Source organism: Ruminobacter amylophilus, from assembly GCF_900115655.1.
Lineage (GTDB): Bacteria > Pseudomonadota > Gammaproteobacteria > Enterobacterales > Succinivibrionaceae > Ruminobacter > Ruminobacter amylophilus.
In genome coordinates, this window is sequence record NZ_FOXF01000043.1 from 1 (window position 1) to 23,323 (window position 23,323).

20 protein-coding genes and 2 tRNA genes are annotated in these 23,323 nt (G+C 39.7%); 9 read left to right on the top strand and 13 right to left on the bottom strand.

The window, feature by feature from the left end; genetic code table 11:
• Positions 1 to 3 precede the first annotated feature (3 nt).
• The 3 genes from tuf to BMY80_RS09360 form a co-directional block, all read right to left on the bottom strand.
• The gene (gene tuf, locus BMY80_RS09350; protein ID WP_093143074.1) at positions 4 to 1,188 is read right to left on the bottom strand and encodes an elongation factor Tu; all 1,185 of its coding nucleotides are present in this window, start codon (positions 1,186 to 1,188) and stop codon (positions 4 to 6) included.
• 85 nt (positions 1,189 to 1,273) lie between these two features.
• Positions 1,274 to 1,348, bottom strand: a tRNA-Gly gene (locus BMY80_RS09355).
• A gap of 23 nt (positions 1,349 to 1,371) precedes the next feature.
• Positions 1,372 to 1,456, bottom strand: a tRNA-Tyr gene (locus BMY80_RS09360).
• 266 nt (positions 1,457 to 1,722) lie between these two features.
• Here BMY80_RS09360 and BMY80_RS09365 point away from each other — a divergent pair.
• Positions 1,723 to 2,586: a type I pantothenate kinase gene (locus BMY80_RS09365; RefSeq protein WP_093143076.1), complete on the top strand. Its 864-nt coding sequence runs from the start codon at positions 1,723 to 1,725 to the stop codon at positions 2,584 to 2,586.
• 19 nt (positions 2,587 to 2,605) lie between these two features.
• Here the strand turns inward: BMY80_RS09365 and BMY80_RS09370 are convergent, their stop codons facing one another.
• From BMY80_RS09370 to murA, 3 genes are read right to left on the bottom strand one after another with little or no spacing between them, the layout of a single operon-like run.
• Complete coding sequence (locus BMY80_RS09370) at positions 2,606 to 3,622, bottom strand: biotin--[acetyl-CoA-carboxylase] ligase (RefSeq protein WP_031579704.1); 1,017 nt, start codon at positions 3,620 to 3,622, stop codon at positions 2,606 to 2,608.
• Positions 3,610 to 4,623 (bottom strand): UDP-N-acetylmuramate dehydrogenase, encoded by a 1,014-nt coding sequence (murB, locus tag BMY80_RS09375; RefSeq protein WP_093143079.1) that lies wholly within the window; start codon positions 4,621 to 4,623, stop codon positions 3,610 to 3,612. The genes BMY80_RS09370 and murB overlap by 13 nt, the downstream gene beginning before the upstream one ends.
• A 45-nt stretch (positions 4,624 to 4,668) precedes the next feature.
• Positions 4,669 to 5,928, bottom strand: coding sequence for a UDP-N-acetylglucosamine 1-carboxyvinyltransferase (murA, locus tag BMY80_RS09380; protein ID WP_093143081.1), 1,260 nt, complete (start codon positions 5,926 to 5,928; stop codon positions 4,669 to 4,671).
• A gap of 316 nt (positions 5,929 to 6,244) precedes the next feature.
• On the opposite strand from murA, the gene BMY80_RS09385 reads away from it, so the two are divergent.
• Positions 6,245 to 7,165 (top strand): aldo/keto reductase, encoded by a 921-nt coding sequence (locus tag BMY80_RS09385; RefSeq protein ID WP_031579707.1) that lies wholly within the window; start codon positions 6,245 to 6,247, stop codon positions 7,163 to 7,165.
• Positions 7,166 to 7,238: 73 nt separating this feature from the next.
• On the opposite strand, the gene BMY80_RS09390 is transcribed toward BMY80_RS09385, so the two are convergent.
• The 5 genes from BMY80_RS09390 to BMY80_RS09410 form a co-directional block, all read right to left on the bottom strand.
• A complete protein-coding gene (locus BMY80_RS09390) occupies positions 7,239 to 7,487 on the bottom strand; it encodes an STAS domain-containing protein (RefSeq protein WP_093143084.1) in 249 nt (82 codons plus the stop codon).
• A 9-nt stretch (positions 7,488 to 7,496) separates the two neighbouring features.
• Positions 7,497 to 8,132 carry an MlaC/ttg2D family ABC transporter substrate-binding protein gene (locus tag BMY80_RS09395; RefSeq protein ID WP_031579709.1) on the bottom strand — a complete coding sequence of 212 codons (636 nt, stop codon included), beginning with the start codon at positions 8,130 to 8,132 and terminating at the stop codon, positions 7,497 to 7,499.
• Positions 8,133 to 8,324: 192 nt separating this feature from the next.
• The gene (gene mlaD, locus BMY80_RS09400) at positions 8,325 to 8,858 is read right to left on the bottom strand and encodes an outer membrane lipid asymmetry maintenance protein MlaD (RefSeq protein WP_093143086.1); all 534 of its coding nucleotides are present in this window, start codon (positions 8,856 to 8,858) and stop codon (positions 8,325 to 8,327) included.
• A 10-nt stretch (positions 8,859 to 8,868) separates the two neighbouring features.
• Positions 8,869 to 9,648, bottom strand: a complete 780-nt coding sequence (gene mlaE / locus BMY80_RS09405; RefSeq protein ID WP_031579711.1) for a lipid asymmetry maintenance ABC transporter permease subunit MlaE — start codon at positions 9,646 to 9,648, stop codon at positions 8,869 to 8,871.
• Entirely contained in the window at positions 9,648 to 10,436 is a 789-nt protein-coding gene (locus BMY80_RS09410) for an ATP-binding cassette domain-containing protein (protein WP_093143089.1), read from the bottom strand. Before BMY80_RS09410 ends, mlaE begins: the two co-directional genes overlap by 1 nt.
• A 479-nt stretch (positions 10,437 to 10,915) precedes the next feature.
• Between BMY80_RS09410 and BMY80_RS09415 the strand changes: the two genes are divergently transcribed.
• From BMY80_RS09415 to lptB, 5 genes are all read left to right on the top strand, one after another.
• Complete coding sequence (locus BMY80_RS09415) at positions 10,916 to 16,081, top strand: DUF4011 domain-containing protein (RefSeq protein WP_093143091.1); 5,166 nt, start codon at positions 10,916 to 10,918, stop codon at positions 16,079 to 16,081.
• 172 nt (positions 16,082 to 16,253) lie between these two features.
• Positions 16,254 to 16,808 (top strand): 3-deoxy-manno-octulosonate-8-phosphatase KdsC, encoded by a 555-nt coding sequence (gene kdsC / locus BMY80_RS09420; RefSeq protein WP_093143094.1) that lies wholly within the window; start codon positions 16,254 to 16,256, stop codon positions 16,806 to 16,808.
• A 1-nt stretch (position 16,809) separates the two neighbouring features.
• A complete protein-coding gene (gene lptC / locus BMY80_RS09425) occupies positions 16,810 to 17,424 on the top strand; it encodes an LPS export ABC transporter periplasmic protein LptC (protein ID WP_031579716.1) in 615 nt (204 codons plus the stop codon).
• A complete protein-coding gene (lptA, locus tag BMY80_RS09430; protein ID WP_093143096.1) occupies positions 17,390 to 17,959 on the top strand; it encodes a lipopolysaccharide transport periplasmic protein LptA in 570 nt (189 codons plus the stop codon). Before lptC ends, lptA begins: the two co-directional genes overlap by 35 nt.
• Before the next feature lie 15 nt (positions 17,960 to 17,974).
• Positions 17,975 to 18,703 carry an LPS export ABC transporter ATP-binding protein gene (gene lptB / locus BMY80_RS09435; RefSeq protein ID WP_031579718.1) on the top strand — a complete coding sequence of 243 codons (729 nt, stop codon included), beginning with the start codon at positions 17,975 to 17,977 and terminating at the stop codon, positions 18,701 to 18,703.
• Between the two features lie 56 nt (positions 18,704 to 18,759).
• Here lptB and BMY80_RS09440 read toward each other — a convergent pair whose 3' ends face one another.
• Entirely contained in the window at positions 18,760 to 20,355 is a 1,596-nt protein-coding gene (locus BMY80_RS09440) for an RNA polymerase factor sigma-54 (protein WP_093143099.1), read from the bottom strand.
• A gap of 727 nt (positions 20,356 to 21,082) precedes the next feature.
• On the opposite strand from BMY80_RS09440, the gene hpf reads away from it, so the two are divergent.
• On the top strand, positions 21,083 to 21,370 hold the full coding sequence (gene hpf, locus BMY80_RS09445) for a ribosome hibernation-promoting factor, HPF/YfiA family (RefSeq protein ID WP_031579720.1): 288 nt from the start codon (positions 21,083 to 21,085) through the stop codon (positions 21,368 to 21,370).
• Positions 21,371 to 21,388: 18 nt separating this feature from the next.
• Positions 21,389 to 21,871, top strand: a complete 483-nt coding sequence (locus BMY80_RS09450) for a PTS sugar transporter subunit IIA (protein ID WP_177178558.1) — start codon at positions 21,389 to 21,391, stop codon at positions 21,869 to 21,871.
• A gap of 77 nt (positions 21,872 to 21,948) precedes the next feature.
• Here BMY80_RS09450 and rpoH read toward each other — a convergent pair whose 3' ends face one another.
• The gene (rpoH, locus tag BMY80_RS09455; protein ID WP_093143104.1) at positions 21,949 to 22,809 is read right to left on the bottom strand and encodes an RNA polymerase sigma factor RpoH; all 861 of its coding nucleotides are present in this window, start codon (positions 22,807 to 22,809) and stop codon (positions 21,949 to 21,951) included.
• Positions 22,810 to 23,323 lie beyond the last annotated feature (514 nt).

The window sequence follows — 23,323 nt, forward strand, 5'->3', positions numbered from 1 at the left end:
AGATTATTCGATAACCTTAGCAACAACACCAGCGCCTACAGTACGGCCACCTTCACGAATTGCGAAGCGTAAACCCTGTTCCATAGCGATTGGGTGAATTAAGGTAACGATCATCTTAACGTTATCACCAGGCATAACCATTTCTGCACCACCTTCTAATTCAATAGTACCGGTGATATCGGTAGTTCTGAAGTAGAACTGTGGACGGTAACCCTTAACGAATGGAGTGTGACGACCACCTTCATCCTTGGTTAATACGTATACTTCTGATTCAAACTTGGTGTGTGGAGTGATTGAACCTGGCTTTGCAACTACCTGACCACGTTCAACTTCTTCTCTCTTGGTACCACGTAATAAGATACCTACGTTATCACCAGCACGACCTTCGTCCAGTAACTTACGGAACATTTCTACACCGGTACAGGTGGTCTTTGCAGTATCACGGATACCAACGATTTCAATTTCGTCGCCTACGTGAATGATACCACGTTCAACACGGCCGGTTACTACGGTACCACGACCTGAAATTGAGAATACGTCTTCGATTGGTAATAAGAATGGGTGATCGATATCACGTACTGGGTCAGGAATGTAGCTGTCGAGAGTCTTAGCTAATTCGATAACCTTTTCTTCCCACTTAGCTTCACCGTTTAATGCACCTAATGCAGAACCACGGATGATTGGGGTGTCATCACCTGGGAAGTCGTATTCAGATAATAAATCACGTACTTCCATTTCAACTAAGTCTAATAATTCTTCATCGTCTACCATATCGCACTTGTTTAAGAATACTACGATATATGGTACACCTACCTGACGTGCTAACAGAATGTGTTCACGAGTCTGTGGCATAGGACCATCAGTTGCAGCTACTACGAGAATAGCACCATCCATCTGTGCAGCACCGGTGATCATGTTCTTTACATAGTCAGCGTGACCTGGGCAGTCTACGTGTGCATAGTGACGGTTTTCAGTTGAGTATTCAACGTGTGAAGTGTTAATGGTGATACCACGGCTCTTTTCTTCTGGAGCGTTATCGATCTGGTCGAATGCTCTTGCTTCACCACCGTAGGTCTTTGCTAATACAGTAGTGATAGCTGCAGTTAAAGTAGTCTTACCATGGTCTACGTGACCGATTGTACCTACGTTCACGTTAGTCTTTGTACGTTCAAACTTTTCCTTTGACATACCTAGTTCCTCTAATAAAGTGATCACTGTAGGCATGAAACGCCACAGTTTCAGACGATGTGAAAATTATTAAATAAACAAAACATGGAGCGGGCAGCGGGAATCGAACCCGCATCACAAGCTTGGAAGGCTTGGGTAAGAACCATTATACGATGCCCGCCCTAATCGTATACAAACCATGAATGGTGGAGGGGGAAGGATTCGAACCTTCGAAGACAGAGTCGGCAGATTTACAGTCTGCTCCCTTTGACCGCTCGGGAACCCCTCCAGTCAGGTTTTACAGGAAATAACCTTTAAAGTTACCCTGTGGGTGCGAATATTACATGAAAAGATTAACTCATGCAACACCTATTTGTTAATATTTTACATTTTTCTCAAATTTTTGGCTGTTACATCGTATTTACGCACAATATTTAATCAATATTTCCAAAAATCTGCTGTCATAAATATCTTTTACAACTTTTATTATTTTTACATTCTGTTTATTATAGAATACCTAGGTTTATTGAGTTGTTAATACCTTAGGTAACTGTCATGAATAAGTCAAAACATAATTATGAAACTCTGTATTCATCTCCTGAGTCAGAAGAAATAATATCAACCAAGAACATGCTGATAAATTGTTATGGCATCGAACCTGTTGCGGATGCCGTAATAGACAGTCTGCTACGAAAGAACAATTCCGCATTAACTGAACCTAATCCCAAAATCATAATCGGTATTTCTGGCAGTGTTTCCGTAGGTAAATCAACTTTTACGGATTTACTGTCATTATCTCTTAACAGACGTTACCCGCAATTAAACAAGCAGGTAGTTTCAACAGACAATTTTATTTATCCGACAAGGATTCTTAAGGAAAGGAATCTTCTTTCGCAGAAAGGTTTTCCCGTCTCATATGACTATCCGAAACTTATCCAGTTTATTGAAGATTTCAAACACGGAAAAAACAATATTGCTTACCCGCTGTACTCACATAAACTTTACGATATATCTGACTCTCCTCAGTTTTTAACAGACTGTAACATACTAATGCTAGAGGGAATCAATGTTCTTTCAGACAGTTTCATCCCTGAGAATTCCCCTGTAACAGCCAACATAAGAGATTTTCTCGACATTTCACTATTTATCGAAGCTTCAGAAAATGACTTGTTTTACTGGTACAAAAACCGATTTATGTCTTTAATTGAAGATGCAAAAACAAATCCCGAAGAGTCAGCTTTCAAAAAAATGATTCACATGACTCAGGATGAACTGAATAATCTCATGCACTCCTTATGGAAGAATATAAATTACAAAAATTTTATTCAGTACATCCAGCCATCCATGATTCATGCGGATCTCATTGTAAACAAAGCAAGAAACCATTCAGTTACCAGCATCAGAAGAAAACTTCCTTAAACTTGTAAAGGACAAATACTTACAATCTGCCTTTTATGCCGGTATCCAGATTCTCGGGAAGACGGAGGCTTACATCACCAACCAAAATCTCCTTTTCTTCCCCGTTCTCTGTGCTGAGCAACAGTGCTCCTGATGAGGTTATTCCCATGTTGATGCCATATGTTAAATTCTTATCAGTTACGACAACAACTTCCCTTCCCCTGTAAACATCAAACTCGTTAAAAAGTCTTACAAACGAACTTAAACCATGTTTGCGGTATTCCTGCAGGTCTGCATCAATATACGAACAAAGTCTCAGTAAAAAAAGCGAACGCGAATCACTGTCATTTCCGGCAACCCCCACACAGTCCATATACCTATTGGCCGCCAAGGCATCAAGAGTGAACAAAAAGTCCCTGGTCGTGTTCAATCCTATACCTATCACCACACGTACAGAATCAGTACTACAGGTGGATTCAACCAGAATACCTCCGGCTTTTTTTCCATCTATATACACATCATTTGGCCACTTAAGACCTACGTTTTTCTGCCCCAACTCTCTTAAAGCATTAACTACGGAAACACCGGCAACGATACTCAACCCGCCAATCTCAGTGACATCATCGAAATTACATGCATAGCTGAACATTATCTGATCGCCGAATCTTGATATGAATTTACGTCCGCGTCTGCCTTTTCCACCGGTCTGATAACCGGAAACCACAACTGAACCTTCTGCGAAATTACTTTTTCCTATTAGATATGAATTCGTAGATTCTATGGAATCAAAATATTCAAGATTAGGTCTTTTTTGTAAAATGGTTTTGTTGTAAAACAAGGGAATATACTGCAATTGATACCCCCTACCTACAACCTTATTAAAACGGAGACCGTTTTCTGTAAGATTTTTAATGTGGTTCATTACTGATGTTCTGGTTTTCCCTATCGCATCACCAATTTCCACACCGCTGTGAAATTTTCTGTCTGACAGGATTTTTAAAATTTTGTATTCGTCAGACGTAAACATAGTAGCACCAAAGCTTCCTATAAAACGCATTCACCGTTTCTCCCAAAAATTCTCACTTCAGGAACAAGCTCAATGCCGAATTTTTTATGTACTTCAGATCTAACGAATCTTGCTACATTGACCACTTCATCCGGAGTCGCCTCACCATGATTTACAACAATAAGCGACTGCTTATCGTACGTTCCTGCATTGCCTAGTCTCAATCCCTTGCAGCCGGCTTTTTCAATCAGCCATCCAGCTGCAAGTTTTACATTATCATCACCTTCAGTAAAATACCCGGGAACAGTATCATACTCAGCCTTGAGTTCTTCATAAGTGCTAATGTTCACAGTCGGATTTTTAAAGAAGCTTCCGGCATTACCTATTACTTTAGGATCCGGAAGTTTTGATTTACGGACATTAACCACATGTTCATAAATCTGCTCAGCCGTTGTCCCCTGCAGTTCTGCCAGTGAGGCATAATTCAAATTAGGTTTCCATTCTTTTGGAATCTTTAATTCCACAGCCGTAATAATATATCTTCCGATATTTTCCTTTTTTTTAAAAATACTGGTTCTATAGCCGAATTCGCAATCTGAAGCCTTAATCCTGGCAAGCTTATTGTTATTTAAGTCCAGTACTTCAACATAACGGCAGAAATCTGAAAATGACGCACCGTATGCGCCAATGTTCTGAACAGGGGCAGCACCGGCAGTGCCTGGAATAAAAGCAAGATTTTCCAATCCGTAAATCCCGCGCTTAATACAGGTTCGGATAACATTATCAAACCTTTCACCCGCCTGAATCTTCACGAAATGATAGTTGGCATCTTCACTGAATTCGTAACCGAGCAATCTGTTTATCAGAACAACTCCGTTAAAATCATCGGTAAAAAGGACATCGGATCCCTCACCCAGCACAATAAATGGCAATCCGGATTCCTTAATTTTTTTAAAAGCCATGTCAAACATGACAAAATCATTGATAACGAATCCGTATGTCGCTTCCACATCCAAACCAAAGGTATTATAGGCTTTCAAATTAAAAGACATATCATAAACTCCTTATATTACAAATGATGAAGCGACCTATACAGCCTATTCAGGAATACGTTCTATGCATCCGCCGAGGGCACGGAACTTTTCTTCTATTTTTTCATATCCGCGATCCATATGGTAAATTCTGTCTACAATGGTGGTTCCCTTGGCTATAAATCCAGCAATAACCAATGACGCACTGGCACGAAGATCTGTAGCCATTACCTGAGCTCCGCTAAGTCCGTTACAGTCGCGGCAGATTGCACTGTTTCCCTGGAGTTCAATATTAGCTCCCATACGATTAAGCTCAGGAACATGCATAAATCTGTTTTCAAAAATCGTTTCCGTCACTACACCAGTCCCCTTGGCAATAGCATTCAGCAATGTGAACTGAGCCTGCATATCCGTAGGAAACGCAGGATACGGAGCTGTAGTAATATTCACAGGCTTAAGCTCTCTGTTTCTCATATCAAGCTTGATATAGTCATCACCACACTCAACCAATGCACCGGCTTCTTCTAGTTTTGAAATAACCGCCGTCATGTTCTTTGGATCGGTCTTGTGGCATGTTATGCAGCCTCCACTCACAGCAGCAGCCACAAGAAAAGTACCAGTTTCAATTCTGTCAGGCTGAACTGTATATTCACCGCCATGCAATTTATCCACGCCTCTTACAGTGATATCATTAGTTCCTTCTCCACTGATATCAGCGCCTAGAGTTTTAAGGAAATTAACAAGATCAACAACTTCAGGCTCTCTTGCGGCATTCTGCAATCTGGTTTCACCATAAGCCAGTGTTGCAGCCGACACAAGGTTTTCCGTACCGGTTACAGATACCATATCCATGTAAATGTGAGTGCCTACAAGCCTGTTATTTACGCGAGCCTTGATATAACCTGATTCGATTTCAACATTTGCTCCCATCTGTTCAAGACCATGAATATGGAGGTTAACAGGTCTTGCCCCAATGGCACAGCCACCGGGAAGTGACACATCTGCAGTACCAGTTTTAGCAGCAAGAGGTCCCAGAGTTAAAATTGAAGCACGCATGGTTTTAACAAGTTCATACGGAGCCTGTGAATTTGTTACGGTACCGGTTATCTCATAACTGCTTTCATCAAGCTGTTTTACTGTCTTTCCGGAAATTTCCAGTAATTTAAAAGAGGTCTTAACATCCCTTAAGTTAGGAACATTGTGTAAAACAACCGGCTCATCAGTAAGAATTGTGGCAAGAATAATAGGTAAAGCCGCATTCTTAGCCCCTGAAATAACGACATCTCCGATAAGAGCCTTTCCACCTTCAATCTTAAATTTATGCATAATCAGTGACCATTACAAGGTATCAACAATCAAATAACAAACCGTCAAAATTTTACAAATGTTTAGTACAAAACTCAACAATAAACGTTGTTCGTAACAACTTGTTTATTACAAATTAATACGATCCTATGATTTTGAATGGACCGACTTATTTTTTTATAACATGCTGGTTCTACCATACTTAAACAACTTTCAATATCACTTTATTCTTTAATTTCTAAATATAATTCCAATTTTCACAAACTGAAATGATATTTCTCATTTAATGTATGACATAATGATTAGCATTTTAATCTTGTGTTGGGGAAGAGCATATATGAATATACTGAATAAGATTCAGCAGGAAAAAAACAACCACAGAATTATTTCAGGCATGATGCGACTGACAGGTAAAGGACATGATGAAGCCATGAACTTTTTGGATCATGCCTATGGCAAAGGAGTCATCTGGTTCGATCATGCCGATATTTACGGCAATGGAGATTGCGAACGTACTTTTGGAACATGGCTTAAATCACGCAATATTCAGAGAAATAATCTCATCATTCAATCTAAATGCGGTATAAGACCAGGAGTATGCTATGACAACTCTCAATCATACATTCTGAAGTCTGTTGACGATATTCTGAGCCGTCTCGGATGTGACTATCTTGATGTTTTTCTTATTCACCGCCCGGATGCTCTGTGGGAACCGGAAGAAATATCCTCAGCTTTTGACAAACTCTACGACAGCGGCAAAGTCCGAACTTTCGGGGTTTCAAATTTCAATCCTGTTCAGATTGAATACCTCCAGAAACATACATCACACAAGATATCATTTAACCAGATGCAGCTGAGTCTTGCTTTTGCCCCGATGATTTCAGAAGGACTGGAAACAAACACATATTCACAGAACGGGCTCAGCAGAGCTATGGGAATACTTGATTACTGCAGACTTCATAACATTACAATACAGACCTGGAGTCCGTTACAGTTTGGAACTTTTAACGGTTCCTTCATAGACAATCCGAACTATGGGCAGCTTAATACAAAGCTTTGGGAAATAGCACAACGCAACAACGTATCCAAAACCGCCATAGCCGCCGCATGGAATCTCAGAATAGATAAGAATGTTCAAGTCATTTCAGGAACCACAAACCCGGAACATCTGGATGATTTTCTACAGGCTCCCAATATTACACTCACCAGAGAAGAATGGTACAGCCTCTATACTGCGGCAGGATACTCGCTCCCTTGATATCTGCTGTTTCTAACAAATAAGACCATGGTTAATCCCATGGTCTCACTGCGATAAACAATTCAAATCTTCATCAATCTGTTTCAACAGAAAACAAATCATTAAGCTTGAACAGTTTTATAAGGTTGATTGCCTCCTTCGGCGGTTTAATAATTCTCAGTCTGTTTTCATGTTCCTTGGCCCATAGAACCAAAAATGAAATGCCAGCAGAATCAATCTTATCAACAGAGCTAAGATCGGCTACACTGTCTGAAAACAGTGTTTTCCTGTCTTTCCATAGTTTTTCAACACTGTTGAAATCTAGTGCCCCCTCTATTTTCATTTATTTTTCCTACTTACTTGCAGTTGCTGCAACGTGTTCATTAAGCTGCTTACTTACCGCATCAATGCCTTTATCCCTGATGAGGCCGCTTAATTCAGACTGCTTGGCGCTTAACAGACTTATGCCTTCAGCAACCATATCATAAATCTTCCACTGACCTGTCTTCTTGTTCTTACGTAATTTGAAAATCACTTCCAAATCAGGAGCACCTTCTTCTTTTACAAAAACTTTTACAGATATAAAACCATCATTGTCATCAATCTTGTTAGGTTTCTGAACCTCCACAGTCTGAGTGGTATACTTTTTTAACGCGTCAGCATATGTTGCAATAATATAATCAGTAAAAGCCTCAACAAATCTGGCACGCTGTTCCTCATTGGTCTGCTTTAAATTCTGATTAATAACCTTAAGAGATGCATATTTATTATCAATGTACGGAAGAAGTTCGGTTCTGATAATACCTCTTGATACATTGCTGTCATTGAGCTTGTCTTTGTTGGCCTTGATGGATGCAAACGTATTGTCCGCAAGTGCTTTTATTAACTTATACGGATCACTTGAATCCACCGGCTCTGACGCAAATGAATTTAAAGAAAAACATACAAATATGACAGCCAGTGCGGCCTTAAAAAATCTTTTCAGCATTTAATTCCCTCTTTATGCGAGGCATCTCATACAAAGCATGCCAGCGATTTATAATTTATGTAGATCTTTTCCGATCACATTCTTTTAGATTAAAAAAAACTCAGATAATTCAAAAATTTCTTTTTTTAAATAATTAACTGCTCAGAAACCAAAGTAACCAAGCAGTCAGATATTCAAACAGGCACCTAAATTCTACTGTTCGTTTGACGCATCAGCAGCCTGGGCTACTCCACCTGACTCAGATGATGAACTGTCAGACTTATTGACGGAATAAAGGAATTTACCAATCAGATCCTCAAGAACAATGGCTGAACCAGTATCATTGATTCTGTCTCCATCCTGCAGGTAAGTAGTTCCCATATCTTCATCATAGAATCCCGGAGTTATACCTATATACTGCTCACCTATCAGCCCCGCTGTAAGAATGGAAGCCTTACTCTCGCTTGAAAGGGTATTGTATTTCTGCTGTATTTCCATTTCCACGACGGGAACAAGTTTTTCAGGATCGACATGAATTTCTGAAACTCTGCCTATAACCACACCGCCAATCTTCACGGGGGCTCGTAATTTTAATGAGCCGACATTGTCAAAATAACCGTATACCCTGTATGAATCGTCTTTGAAATCAAAGGACAGACCGGCAACCTTGAGTGCCAGCATAACACCACAAAATATAGCAGCTACTATAAAGCATCCTACTGCAAATTCAATTTTACTAAATTTCACTTTCTATTCCTTAAAACATTACGGCAGTTAATACAAAGTCAAGACCTAAAACAGCCAATGACGACTGAACCACAGTATTTGTGGTGGCCTTGCTTATACCCACTGAAGTAGGAACCAAATCGTAACCGTTAAACAGGGAAATCCAAATTACGGTCACTGCAAAAACAATACTTTTCACGGCACACATCATCAGATCGTTCCAGAAATCAATGGAACTCTGCATACCGCTCCAGAATATACCGTCATCAACACCCAGCCAGTCTACACCTACAAGCTTTCCGCCATATATACCTACCAGGGTGAATATCACTGTAAGCAGAGGGAGCGAAATTACCCCTGCCCAGAAACGAGGTGCAATGACTCGTCTCAAAGGATCCACTGCCATCATTTCCATGGAGGACAGCTGTTCTGTCGCCTTTTTCAAACCGATTTCTGCCGTTAGAGCCGAGCCGGCTCGACCTGCAAACAGTAATGCAGCCACTACAGGTCCCAGTTCTCTTATAATTGAAAGTGCAACCATCTGTCCCAGTGCACCTTCAGCCATAAAATCCACAAGAACATGAAATCCCTGCAATCCCAGAACCATTCCGATAAACAGTCCTGAAACAACTATGATACTGATGGACTGGACACCTTCGATATAAATCTGTCGGATAAGCTGAGGGAAATTCTTACGGAACTGAGGTTTACCTACCAAAGAGTAGAACAGCATTATGGTAGCCCTACCTATGGCAGAAATCCTTCGCTGCCCCCAGTTTCCCAATTTTAAAATCAGATTCAATAGAAACATTACAAATCCTCTAGATAATCAACTTCTGTAGGATAGTTAAACGGAACGGGCCCATCATACTCGCCGTTTATAAACTGCTTTACACGAGGATCCGTTGACTTTTTAAGTTCTTCAGGAGTACCTCCGGCAACAACCTTGGTACCGGCCAGAATATATGCATAATCAGCAATTGTCAGGATTTCTGATACATCATGGGTAACTACTATAGAGGTCAGTCCTAAAGTTCTGTTCAGTGTCTGGATAAGTCTCAACAGGACAGCCATAGTGATCGGATCCTGTCCGGTAAAGGGCTCATCATACATTATAAGCTCCGGATCAAGTGCTATGGAGCGGGCAAGAGCGGCTCTTCTTGCCATACCACCGGACAATTCATGAGGCATCAGATTACTGGCCCCGCGCAATCCGACTGCTTCCAGCTTCATAAGAACCATGTCTCTTATTATTTCTTCAGGAAGTTTCGTATGCTCCCGTATAGGATATGCAACATTGTCATAAACATTAAGATCTGTAAAGAGAGCACCGCTCTGGAAAAGCATGCTCATTCTTTTACGAAGTTTATAGAGGTCTGATCGGTTAAGCTTATGAACGTCTATACCGTCAAACATTATGGAACCTTTATCCGGGGTTATCTGCCCCCCGATAAGTCTAAGCATAGTCGTTTTACCGGTACCGCTCGGTCCCATAAACGCAGTTATTTTTCCTTTTGGGATTTTAAGATTTACATTTTCATAAATAGTTCTCTGACCGTATGAAAACGACATATCTTTTATTTCTACTAGATTATTCATATATTTCCAGTATTACTTTTGAAAAAACAGGTTGAGGGAGGCTGGCAAATCTTTACTTTTTCAAATTTCCTATTCCCGTAAACACATTCATAAATTAATGCGACCTGCACATCTGTTTACTTTACTGTAGATTCTGTTTATTAGTCAAAATTTTTATCAAATAGTTGCATGATTATTTGTGACTGTCTGAATTTGCAAAAAATATCTCCAAATGTTTTGTCCTTTTGTTGCTGACGATAAAACTATCTTACATAAGACATGCAGACACCGGCCCCAGAAACAGTACTGTCCCTGTATAAATCAATGTTTTATCCCCTATCTGTCATAAAACAGTAAAAAAAATGTACAAACATCCTTATATTAGAATAAAATTTTGAAAAAGTCGGCTAATCTGCACGTTCTCCAATCTCCAGAACATATAAACACATCTTCACTATATTCAGAACGCTGCTTAATATTGTAAATCATGGGGCTAATGTATGAGTAATGAATACAACTCAGCGATGAGCGACAATCAGATCAGAAAACCAAGAGTTGAAATTTCTGCAGACATAAATGAAACTCTTAATTATGTTTCATTTCACAATAACGAAAATTTTTTCAACACCATTATTGTTACCACTGATACGCATCTTATGTCACCATCTCTGGAAATCAGTTTTGATTCCGGAATTTCTGAAACGTTTACTGAACACATTACTGAAATAGATGCAGGGGACAGCTATATTCTGGAAAATCCAAAGGTTGTTTTCAAACCGCTTGTACTCGCCTCATATACCGACAGTTTCAAAGACGTGATATCTATTGTACTGAAAGATCAGAGCGGACACGAACTTGCAAAATATTCCAGAAATATTGAAATACAGGCTCGTGATTTCTGGAACAACAGCAAATACGAAATGCTTGCATCGTTTGTTACCCCAAATTCTCCCGCGTTAACAGGTCTGCTAACAAGTGCGAATAAAAAGCTTAAGGAAATCAATCCTGATTTATCTTTCGATGCTTATCAGAGCAACAATATCAATTATATCAATCAGCAGTTTTCAGCTATCTATCAGGCTGTTCAGGAACAGCAGATAAGATATCAGGTTGCTCCCGCATCATCCCACATAAAAAACGGCCAGAGAATACGAAGCTGCGAAAGTATTCTTCAGGAAAAAGCCGGTAACTGTCTGGATTTAAGCTGTCTGCTTGCCTCCATGCTGGAAAATGTAGGTCTTCATCCTCTGCTTATACTGTTTAAAGATCACGCTTATGTAGGCGTGTGGACCAACGGAGAGCCATATCCAAGTACTTCGATTGAGGATCGTGAAACAATCCTCAAGCACTCGGCAGACAACATTCACGACATCATTCTTGCTGAGAGCACCTGTCTCAACGGAACCTCAACATTTGATGAAGCGGTCTCCGCTGCAGACAAGACCTTAAAAATTAAAGATTTTTACATGGCTCTTGATATATACCGCTGCAGATTAAACGGAATCAAACCTCTGCCTCAGCAGGTAAAAAAAGAGAATGGTTCCATTGAACTTATTCAGGACAGCACGTTTGAATCAGTTATCAGACCTCAGAATCTTGATCCTTTGGAAATACGCATCAGTGAAAACAACCGTGATAAACTTACCCATCTGCAGATTTGGAAAAACAAACTGCTGGATCTGAGTCTGCGTAACAGGCTTTTAAATCTGCGTTTTGAAAAAGGTGCATGTCAGATCCTTATCAGTTCTCTGGCTGACTTCGAGGACAGAATATTCTGTAATGAGAAATTCACCTTAAATACCCTGTCCGAATCAATGATTAAAGAGTACGAACAGAATAACCGTACACTGACTGACACATTGAGTCAGCTGGTCAAAGAAGATGAGAAGAGCGGAAATCTGCACATTCCTGTCTCTGACGAAATTACTCTGAACAAAGAACTGCAGAAACTTTACAGGGAATCCCAGACATCAATGGAGGAGAACGGGGCCAATTCGTTCTTTTTAACCATGGGACTGCTAAAGTGGTACGAATCTGATACTTCGTCATCACCTAAATACGCTCCTATCCTGATGATTCCTGTGGATATAAGCAGAAAAAACAGCCGTTCTCCATTTGAACTTTCCGGCAGAGAGGAAGAAACCATCATAAATCATACCTTGCTGGAAATGCTCAGACAGACTTTCGAAATTGAAATTCCTTCACTGGATCCTATTCCAAAGGATGATAACGGAGTGGATGTTAAAAAGATTCTGGCGATTTTCAGAAAAGCCATTATGCAGATGCACAGATGGGATATAGAAGAAAGAGCAGGAATCGGTAACTTTTCTTTCAGAAAATTCGTTATGTGGCAGGATCTGGTTGCAAACGAAGAATTTTTCAAAAAGAACGACCTGTTCAACGCTCTGTGCAATGGTACCATTGCCGGGGAAAAATTCACCGCCCCTAAAGATATTGAAAAACCGATCGACGAACGCTTCTCGTTCGGTCAGCTGTGCCAGCCAATAATGGCTGACACAAGCCAGCTTGACGCCTTATGGCAGGCATCCTCAGGTCGAAGTTTTGTGTTACAGGGACCTCCTGGAACAGGTAAATCACAAACTATTACCAACATAATAGCCGATGCTCTGGCAAAGAAGAAAAAAGTTCTGTTTGTTGCTGAAAAAATGGCAGCCTTAAGTGTTGTTTACCGACGTTTATCAAAGCTCGGACTGGCTCCGTACTGTCTGGAACTGCATTCCAATACTCAGAGAAAAAGCGTGGTTCTTAACAGACTGAACGAAGGTCTTCCTCAAATGCCTAAGGAAAATCTGAACGATTTTTCCCTGCTTTGCAAAACACTTAACAATCAGAGAAACGAAATACAGAATGAGATATCATCACTTCACGAAAAAAAGTGTGCTAACCTGAGCGTCTATGATGCCATGTGCATTTCCGCCAAGGCTCAGGATGTATCTCCTCTGAACGTAGGCGAGGAATTTCTCAGAAACACTACGGCAGAAAATGTTCAGCAGGTCAATATGTCTCTCAGAGAACTGGCTCTTCTGAGTCAGAGCGGTAACAATTTTGCAGAAAATCCTCTGCATCTGTCCCGTCTTTCCGTAATCCCAGAATCTGAACTTAACATTTCTGCTGATAAATTCAAACAGGATGAGACAAAAGCCCTTTCTTCTTTGGAAGCTTCTGAAAATATACTTGGTATCCGACACGACGGCATGGATGTTTTCCGACAGGTATCAGTTATAGAACAAATCAGTCATTTGCTTTGTACTCCTGATATCAGCAGAGAAATTCTAACTTCTGAATCTGTAAGTGAAATATCCTCTCAGGTTTCAGAAACGGTTAAATGTTTAAAAAAGCAGAAACAGCTGGCTTCCGATCTCGGTAAAAATGCGAGGGATGTTCTGTCCGTAGATATTCACAGCCTCCTAAAAGAGTGGGAACTTGATGAACAAAAATTCTTCATTTCAAGATTTTTCTCTCACAAAAACAGTATATCCACACTGCAGAAAACACTCGGAGCTGATGTAAAGGTTACATCAGATAATTTCAAGGAACTGGCGGAAAAAGCAGAGGAATTCAGTCAGCTTGAAAAAAGCATAGGTGCACAGGTGACTTCTCTTAACAACACCTGCCCTAAACTCGCCAAAATGTTCAGCACCGATCCTGAAAAAGCAGAAACATGTACGGAAAATACCATAAAAGTAACTGAAGGCCTGAAACAGCTTGAAAATGAACTTAACGGATGCCGGATAACTGAAAATATAAATACTTATCTGAAAAAATCGGAAAACAGTATTGAATCTTTAAATCTCCAGCTTTCAGAAATCCTTACATCCTTAACAGCATTTACAGAAAATCTGCATAATGTTTTCGATTATTTCAAGGTATCAGCCCATGATTATCCTGGTGAAACTGAAAATATCGGCAGATGTGCTCTTGCAATGATTGAAAATAAAGCAAACCTCAGAGAATGGATTGATCTGAACATTCGTCTTGAAAAAATAGCCGATAACGGATTTACTCAGCTATCCGAAGATATACGACATGGCAGAATAAAGTCAACCGTGGGTGACCATTATGCTGATCTGGTACTTGCAAAAACAATATGCAACTACTACCTGAACCACGATTCTACTTTGGCTGGATTCAAAGGAATTCTGTTCTCAGACAAGATGACTCAGCTTAATGAAAACACCTCTAAATTCAGAGAAGGCTGTAAGAACTCGCTTCTGACAGCAATGGAACACTATAGAAAAAATGCAGATAATAATGAAAATTTATCGGAAGAGAAAACCTTCCTTAACAGAGCCATTAAAAATCACGGTCGCAAGCTCAGTATTCGTTCCATTTTTGACAATATAAATAATCTCCTTCCTGAAATGTGTCCATGCATGCTGATGAGTCCTTTATCAGTTGCCCAGTACCTTTCACCTGAAAAATATCAGTTTGACCTCATTATTTTTGATGAAGCCTCACAGCTCCCTACATCAGAGGCTGTAGGAGCCATTGCCAGAGGCAGACAGCTGATTGTTGTAGGAGATCCTAAACAGATGCCTCCGACAGATTTCTTCTCGGCAAAACAGACAGACATACCTGATGAACTTGAAGATCTGGAAAGCGTTCTTGATGACTGCATGGCTCTTGGTATGCCTGTTACGACACTTAACTGGCACTACCGCAGCTCTCATGAAAGCTTAATAGCGTTCAGCAACATCATGTATTATGAAAACAAGCTGTGCACATTCCCTTCACCTGATGATCAGATGTCAAAAATCACCTATGTTGAAGTTAACGGATTATACGATCGCGGAGGATCAGGCAGAAACAAGGAAGAAAGCAAAAAAACCATTGAATATCTGGCCAATTTCCTCAGTGATGATAAGAATCTCAACACCTCAATCGGCCTGCTTACCTTTAACAGCAGGCAGCAGGCTCAGCTTGAAGATGATCTGGAAAAACTCTACAGAGAAAAGCCTGAGCTTGAAAACAGGGCTCTCCAGCTACCTGAACCAATTTTTATTAAAAATCTGGAAAACGTTCAGGGTGATGAAAGAGACATCATTGTATTTTCCATAGGTTTCGGTAAAGACAGCAGTGGAAGAATTACCATGAATTTCGGTCCGCTTAACAGAGTTGGCGGAGAAAGACGACTTAACGTAGCCATCACCAGAGCCAAAAAGGAGATGGTGGTATTCTCCTCTCTGGATCCTGATTTAATGCACCTTACAAATCTTTCATCTGAAGGAGTAAGAGGACTTAAATCATTCCTTACTTATGCAAAAAAAGGATACAAGTATCTTCCTAATCAACAGAATATGCATGCATGTAAGAATGACAGACTGATTGAAGTTCTCGCTTCCCGACTTAAAGAACACGGATATGACAGCACCACCAGTCTGGGTACCTCAAACTTCAAAATTGATCTTGCAATCAAAGATCCTTCAGACAGCAACAGATATATTGCATGCATTATGAGTGACGGCTATGGCTTCTCTTCTGAATACGCCATTGCCGATAAGTGTTGCGGGCAGCCATCCGTACTGAAAGGTCTGGGATGGAAAGTCATTCGCATATGGAGTTGCGAATGGTATAAAAACCCAGATGTCGTTTTGGGAAAAATATTGAACGACCTTAAGGATATAACCGGAAACAAAACTGTCTAATATTCAAATTAATTAACTGAGTATCATGCAATACTCAGTTAATTTCCAATCTTTTTACAGTTTTTGGTAAAATGGTGCAATGAGGATATTCAGTTCAGTATTCTCAAAATGTTTCGTTTACGGAAAGGAGATACCAATCCTTTCTCCTGCGGTTTGATAAGGGAAGTTTACAATGTCACTTACAAGCTTAACTCCATACGGCACTGTATCTGAATCATTATTGGAGCGAATCAGAAATATTAAAATTTTACTCAGTGATGTTGACGGTGTGTTATCTGACGGAAAAATATATATTTCAAATTCCGGTGAGGAAATGAAAAATTTCAACACCAAAGATGGTTTCGGTATTGTTGCCATACAGAAGCTTGGCGTCGGTTTCGGTGTGATTACAGGGCGCGAATCTGAAATTGTAAACATCAGAATGAAGTCACTTAAGGCAAGATACGTTTATCAGGGAATCACTGATAAAGTAGCAGCCCTGATGCAGATAATTAACGAATCCGGGGTATCAGCCGATGAAATTGCATACATAGGTGATGATGTGATAGACATAACCGTATTTAACCACTGTGGCATGTCATTCTGTCCAAGAGACGCTCATCCGATTGTTAAATCTGTTTCAGACTACGTCTGTCATCTGGATGGTGGTAACGGAGCAGTAAGAGAGGTATGCGATCTTATATTAACGGCACGTGGCCGACTTGACAGTGTAGGAGCAAGTATTTGATATGTTACAGCGCCTGTTGAGGATTTTACCTCTTTTCATACTGCTCATCTGTTCATACTACTTTTATAACTGGGTAAGTGTTCAGGAACAGACAGAGAGAGATAAATTACTGGAAACACAGCCCGTATTCTTTGCCCGCCATGTTTCCACCAGCCAGTACAATTCCGATGGTATGCTTTACGGAAAAATTCAGGCAGAGGAAGCTGAATACTTTCAGGGACTGGATCAGACTAATTTTACCAGTCCTACAATAATCTACTCTCCTGCCCTTGATAAAAAAAACAAGGATCTGGGTAAACTGAGAACAAACAATGACAGTTTCTGGAAAATTGAAGCGGAAACAGGATCAATGACAGGATCAGCAGATACCATATTTCTCAGAGGAAACGTGGTTGCCAGTACCACTGGAACAGAAAGCATCATCAGGGAAATACGAACTTCATACCTGGAAATTGATCTTGGTACAGATGAGGTAAGAACACCTGAGCAGGTGGACATTATCGGAAACCAGTTTACTAACCACGGTAAAAAATTTAAAGGCCAGTTAGCCTCAAAATACTTTGAATTATCAGAGGATTGCCATGCAACATATAGCGGATTTACTCAAAATAAATAAATTCACCTTTGTCTGTCTGTCTTTCTGTATTGCAGGTATTATTAATATAGCCGAAGCAAAACAGAATGATTTCAAGGAAACCATTAGCATCGATTCAGGCAGACAGATAGCTGATCTGGGCTCAAACAAAATAACTTTTATGGATGATGTTGAAATTAAACAGGGGACTATCCGCATCACTGCAGATAAAGTTGAAATCATACGTAATGAAAAAGGCCAGATAAAGAGTGCTACCGCTTTTGGTAAACCTGCCGTCTTTTCACAAATTCTGGATAACGGCAAGCCTGTCACCGCTAAAAGTACTACAATTGCCTACTATCCTGAAAGACAAACAGTTGAACTTAAACAGAAAGCATCAATAGAACAGGGATCATCCAAAATTACCAGCGATACCATTACATACAATATCGCTAAAGAAAGAATAGAAGCTTCATCAGATGATTCATCCGGTAAAAAGGGAAATCGTGTGACCACTGTATTCATTCCTGAAGAATTAAAAGCTCAGATAGATGAAAACAAAGCAGAAAAAAAGTAATAAAGAGTAATTTAAATGAGTACACTAAGAGCAGAACATCTCTTCAAGCAATTTAAGTCTAGGGTTGTAGTTAATGACGTTTCCCTCAGTATAAAGAACGGGGAGATCGTCGGTCTTTTAGGTCCAAACGGAGCCGGAAAAACCACATCATTCTACATGATTGTCGGAATTATCAAAGCTGATAACGGTCATGTATTTATTGACGATCAGGAAATTACTCACAAACCGATGGATCAGCGTGCAAGTTACGGTCTGGGTTATCTTCCTCAGGAAGCATCCATATGGCGTCGTCTGACAGTTCGTGAAAATCTGATGGGTGCACTGGAACTTAACAAAAAAATCCGTACCAAAAACGACAGATACGCAAGAATGGAACATCTGCTTCAGGAATTCAGAATAGAGCACATTGCCAACAATACAGGCATGAGCCTTTCCGGTGGTGAACGCAGACGAGTGGAAATCGCCAGAGCCCTGGCCTCGGATCCTCAGTTCATTTTACTGGACGAACCTTTCGCAGGTGTTGACCCCATCAGTGTAGGTGAAATTAAGGGGATCATTGAACAGTTGCGCGGTCGTGGAATCGGTGTTCTTATCACAGACCACAATGTTCGTGAAACTTTGGACGTATGTGAACGAGCCTATATTGTAAATCAGGGAAATATGATTGCCTACGGTAAACCTGAAGAAATTCTTAACAACGAACTTGTTAAAAAAGTTTATCTGGGTAATGACTTTTCAATATAGGTCGATTCTTTAATATCAAATCCACGAAAACAGCCGGTTCCGGCTGTTTTGCATTTTTACATAGTCTTTCTCTGACTTGATGGAGGGATATTAAGAGATTCCCTATACTTGGCAACTGTTCTTCGAGCTACCTGTATTCCCTCTTCCTCAAGAATTTTTGACAACTGACTGTCAGATAAAGGTTTTTTCTGATTTTCCTCACTGATAAGCTTTTTAATCTTGGCTCTTATTGCTGTTGAGGAAATTTCATCACACCTGTCAGTGGAGTTTACGTGACTGCTGAAAAAGTACTTGAGCTCAAATGTTCCTCTGGGAGTGTGTATGTATTTTTCAGTTGTAACTCTGGATATGGTGGATTCATGAAGATTGGTTTCGACGGCTATATCATTAAGAACCAGAGGTTTCATAAACTGTTCACCGCGCTCAAAGAAATCCTGCTGATGCAAGACAATACACGAAGCCACCCTGTACAGAGTCTCATTTCTCTTGTTGACACTCTGTATGAAGGAATGAGCTTCCTGCATGTGATTTCGGATATACTGACTTTCCTTAGGATTTTTCACATTACTGCACAACTGACAGTATGTTTCATTCAACCTGATCTTCGGAATTGAATTAGGATTCAGTTCTGCTATCCAAACTCCATCCTTCTTGTGAACGGACACATCAGGAATAACATACTCACTCTTTTCCTGCGGAATACAGTTACCTGGTCTTGGCTCAAGTTTTGTGATAATGTCTATTGCCTCTTTGAGAAGATAACTGTTCTTTTCCTTGATTTCAAGATTCTTGGCCAGCGTACGGAAATCTTTTCTACCCAGCAGTTCAAGATAATCACTTACTATTTTTCTGGCAAGAACGACATTATCATCATCACCGAACTGATTAAGCTGTATAAGCAGAGATTCCTGAAGATTGCGGGAAGCTATTCCCACCGGATCAAAATGCTGAACAATACAGAGCACTCTTTCTGCATCATCAATTGTGACCTCAGGAAATTCAGGCTTTACAGCCAAAAGAATATCATCAAGACTTTCAGTAAGGTATCCTGACTCATTGATTCCGTCAATAATAGCCTCAGCAATCAGATGATCCATATCATTCATCGGCGTTAGATTGAGCTGCCAGTTCAGATGTTCTGCCAAACCATAGGCTGTTGCCCCCTGAAAGTCTTCCAAATCATCACTGTCAGTATTACGCGTCCTTCCAGAGGAAACACCGGCGTTATATGACTCCTGCCAAAAATCTACGTCACTCTGGCTGTTATCCGATACTGAATCAGAATCATCACGGGCAATGGAAGAATCACTGCTGTCATCCCCTTTTAAAGGAGAATACTCATTGTCCCGGCTTCCTTCAGCATAGGGAGCATTATCCAGTGAAACTGTTGGATCGTTATTGAACGGGGTAATATCATCATTACTGTTTTCCAGTCTATATTCCTGTTCCCTAATTTCATCCAGTGAGGCAATATTGCTGTTATCATTGTCACTTTCATCCATTTCAAGAAAAGGATTCTTATCCAAATTTTCCTGAATCTCATGCTGAAGCTCAATGGTTGACAGCTGCAATAATCTTATTGCCTGCTGCAACTGTGGAGTCATTGTCAGAGTCTGAACATTGACTTGATTTAAATTTAATCCGGCTTTCATAAAACACCTGATACAAGCTTTACAAATCCATGGCTTCCACGGTTTAATAACTACAACTTAATTATTTCATTTCTGTTTTCTGCTTGACAGAAAAAACCAGCATGCAACATTTACATCAAATTGGATTTAGTTTTGATTATCTTTTGGGAAAGGCTGGAAATATTATAATTATTGCTTATGTACAAAATATGCATTTTATGCATGATCCATACCTTATTGCCCCTGTTTTGATTTTATAGTTTTTATTCTCATGAGGCAAATAACTTTTCTTAAATTTAATATTTTTAAAAATATTTGCAATACTTCCAGCTCTATCTTTAAATTCATCAATTTACAGATATGTACAGAAAAAAATTACCTGATAAAAAGTCTCACGACATAATATTCTGCGGCAAAATGCAGCTTTTCAGAAAAAAGACAATAAATAGATACAATGCAAAAACCATCTAACTGTTGATAATTTACACAATTTCCAAAGGGATTAGTTTATTTTTTCCACAAACTTTATTCAAAAGATAGTTTCTAGTCACTTTTCCATAATTTATTGCTAGCTTATATTAAAAATCGAATATAGAATGAAATTAAGTAGAGAGAAGAAAAAACTTGTTTTTACTTAATCTGGCCACCTGACATAACACACAGAAGAGAGATAGGCTGTGGCTTAGATGTCATTCCATTGTGGCTCGTATTCTTTATGTAATCTATCCTATTATTAAGGAGTGTGCCTATGCAGATTACTATCGTTGGTCATCACGTTGAAGTAACCGATGCTCTTCGTGATTATGTTAATAGCAAGATGGATCACCTTAAGAGACTCGAAGACTACGTTAAGTCAATTCATGTTACCCTTAGTATCGAAAATCAGCAGCTTCACAAGGCTGCAGCTAAGGTTACTGTAACCGGCAACGATCTCTTTGCAGAATCAATTGAAGAAACCATGTATGCTTCTATTGATGCCTTAGCTGACAAACTTGAACGTCAGTTGGTTAAGTATAAAGAAAAACTTACCCAATAATTTAAGATGTCTCATTTTTTGAGTGAATTACTAGAAAAGGACAGTGTGTTAAGCCCTGTCCTTTGTTATAGTAAGAAAAAAACATTTGAAGTTATTTCCACCGCAGCCAGTAAAAAGGTTGGGATCCCAACTATCAATCTATTGAAACTTCTTAATGATCGCGAAGATTTAGGCAGCACATACATAGGCAATGGTTTTGTTATGCCACACGCAGTCATTCCAGACGATGCAAAAGAAACATCAATCCTGCTAATCCTTGATAAACCTATATGCTACAACGTGGAAGAAAACACTTTTGCTGACGTTTTTCTGGCTTTTTTCCTTCACGAAAAAACAGCTGCTGAGCACGCTGAAGAGCTTGAGCTAATCTGCAAGGATCTTGGTGACTCTATTAAAATCAAACAGCTTCGTTTTATCAAAAATATTTCAACACAGGTTCATGTTTCCTTACTGCGCCATTTTGATTCAGCATTGAATGATGAAAAAAGTGAAAAAGATTAATTGTCATACCGTATAAAACAGGAACCGGAGTCCACAACAGAACTCCGGTTCCTCATTTATCGTGTAGTAATATTCACTTATTCAGCTGATTCAAGAGAAACCTTGATCTTGGCCATCGTAGCCTTCTCAAGCTGACGCACTCTCTCAAGAGAAACACCCAGCTCCTCAGACAGTTCACTCAAAGTAGCCTTTTCACTGTCCAGCCAACGTCTCTTGATAATGTGATAAGACCTGTCATCAAGCTTGCCTAAAACTTCATTCAGGCGCAACATCATTGCTCGGTTTGAATCAGAAGTTTCATAATTCAGACTGAAATCTGAAGATGTATCAACAAGATAATTTGCAGGAACGTTTTCTTCCTCTGCATCACCGTCTGTAGTATACCCATCATAAGCGACATCATTAGAATTAAGACGTACTTCCATTTCATTTACGTCGTTGGCAGTTACCCCCAGCTCGTCAGCAACCTTTGCTGTATCGGTCATATTCAGCCAACCTATCGATTTCTTCGTAGCCTGACGCAGCTTGAAAAACAGCTTTCTCTGAGCCTTTGTGGTAGCAACTTTAACAAGACGCCAATTTTTAATTACGTAATCATGAATTTCAGCCTTAATCCAGTGGACAGCAAAAGCGGCCAGACGTACTCCCTGAGAAACGTCAAAACGCTTCACAGCTTTCATCAATCCCACTGTTCCTTCCTGAATTAAGTCAGCAAGTGGCAATCCGTAACCGGTATAACCTCTGGCAATACTAACTACAAATCTTAAATGTGCAAGAACAAGCTTTCTGGCTGATTCTATATTACCACTTGAGTGAAAATCAGCAGCAAGATCGTGTTCTTCCTCTGCTGTAAGTAAAGGAATAGCATTTACTGCACGAATATAACCATCGATGTTACTGCTAGGAACTAACATCATAGAATTCGGATTCATCGTCATTTTACAATATCCCTTCATTAAAATTCTTTATCTTCAACCACCTGTTGGCCTTCTATATCAAAAGCCCCAGACCGAAATGGTATATTACACTTTAAAACATAAATTAACCATTCTCTATCATTTATAGACAATAAACATCGTGATTTGTTTCAAAGTTACATCATAAATAATAGATCAAAATGAATCGTTTTTGTTAAATTTTTTACAATATTTATCCACCGACAGCATGTCTCTTAACGACTGTTTTTGACTAGATTTTATAAACAGGAGGTAATAAAAATCTCAACTTTCCCACTTAATTTTACGGGATAAAACCTTAATCCGTGCGGTTTAGGTGTTCTTTAAGAACTAGCGTTGATTTTTACGTCAGTTTGTGGTGATTTTCTTTCCGGAAAATAAATCCTCCCTCATACGCATCACAAACAACTATATCACGTAAGGTATCATGGAGTAATGTTTATTCACCGATAATCAAGTGAGAAGCCTGGTGAAAAGCTCCTTAAAACAGAACCAC

What these genes read in the sequence shown, in the direction of transcription:
- tuf (WP_093143074.1), bottom strand. Translation starts at nt 1,188, where the DNA reads ATGTCAAAGGAAAAGTTTGAACGTACAAAGACTAACGTGAACGTAGGT.
- BMY80_RS09365 (WP_093143076.1), top strand. Translation starts at nt 1,723, where the DNA reads ATGAATAAGTCAAAACATAATTATGAAACTCTGTATTCATCTCCTGAG.
- BMY80_RS09370 (WP_031579704.1), bottom strand. Translation starts at nt 3,622, where the DNA reads ATGCGTTTTATAGGAAGCTTTGGTGCTACTATGTTTACGTCTGACGAA.
- murB (WP_093143079.1), bottom strand. Translation starts at nt 4,623, where the DNA reads ATGTCTTTTAATTTGAAAGCCTATAATACCTTTGGTTTGGATGTGGAA.
- murA (WP_093143081.1), bottom strand. Translation starts at nt 5,928, where the DNA reads ATGCATAAATTTAAGATTGAAGGTGGAAAGGCTCTTATCGGAGATGTC.
- BMY80_RS09385 (WP_031579707.1), top strand. Translation starts at nt 6,245, where the DNA reads ATGAATATACTGAATAAGATTCAGCAGGAAAAAAACAACCACAGAATT.
- BMY80_RS09390 (WP_093143084.1), bottom strand. Translation starts at nt 7,487, where the DNA reads ATGAAAATAGAGGGGGCACTAGATTTCAACAGTGTTGAAAAACTATGG.
- BMY80_RS09395 (WP_031579709.1), bottom strand. Translation starts at nt 8,132, where the DNA reads ATGCTGAAAAGATTTTTTAAGGCCGCACTGGCTGTCATATTTGTATGT.
- mlaE (WP_031579711.1), bottom strand. Translation starts at nt 9,648, where the DNA reads ATGTTTCTATTGAATCTGATTTTAAAATTGGGAAACTGGGGGCAGCGA.
- BMY80_RS09410 (WP_093143089.1), bottom strand. Translation starts at nt 10,436, where the DNA reads ATGAATAATCTAGTAGAAATAAAAGATATGTCGTTTTCATACGGTCAG.
- BMY80_RS09415 (WP_093143091.1), top strand. Translation starts at nt 10,916, where the DNA reads ATGAGTAATGAATACAACTCAGCGATGAGCGACAATCAGATCAGAAAA.
- kdsC (WP_093143094.1), top strand. Translation starts at nt 16,254, where the DNA reads ATGTCACTTACAAGCTTAACTCCATACGGCACTGTATCTGAATCATTA.
- lptC (WP_031579716.1), top strand. Translation starts at nt 16,810, where the DNA reads ATGTTACAGCGCCTGTTGAGGATTTTACCTCTTTTCATACTGCTCATC.
- lptA (WP_093143096.1), top strand. Translation starts at nt 17,390, where the DNA reads ATGCAACATATAGCGGATTTACTCAAAATAAATAAATTCACCTTTGTC.
- lptB (WP_031579718.1), top strand. Translation starts at nt 17,975, where the DNA reads ATGAGTACACTAAGAGCAGAACATCTCTTCAAGCAATTTAAGTCTAGG.
- BMY80_RS09440 (WP_093143099.1), bottom strand. Translation starts at nt 20,355, where the DNA reads ATGAAAGCCGGATTAAATTTAAATCAAGTCAATGTTCAGACTCTGACA.
- hpf (WP_031579720.1), top strand. Translation starts at nt 21,083, where the DNA reads ATGCAGATTACTATCGTTGGTCATCACGTTGAAGTAACCGATGCTCTT.
- rpoH (WP_093143104.1), bottom strand. Translation starts at nt 22,809, where the DNA reads ATGACGATGAATCCGAATTCTATGATGTTAGTTCCTAGCAGTAACATC.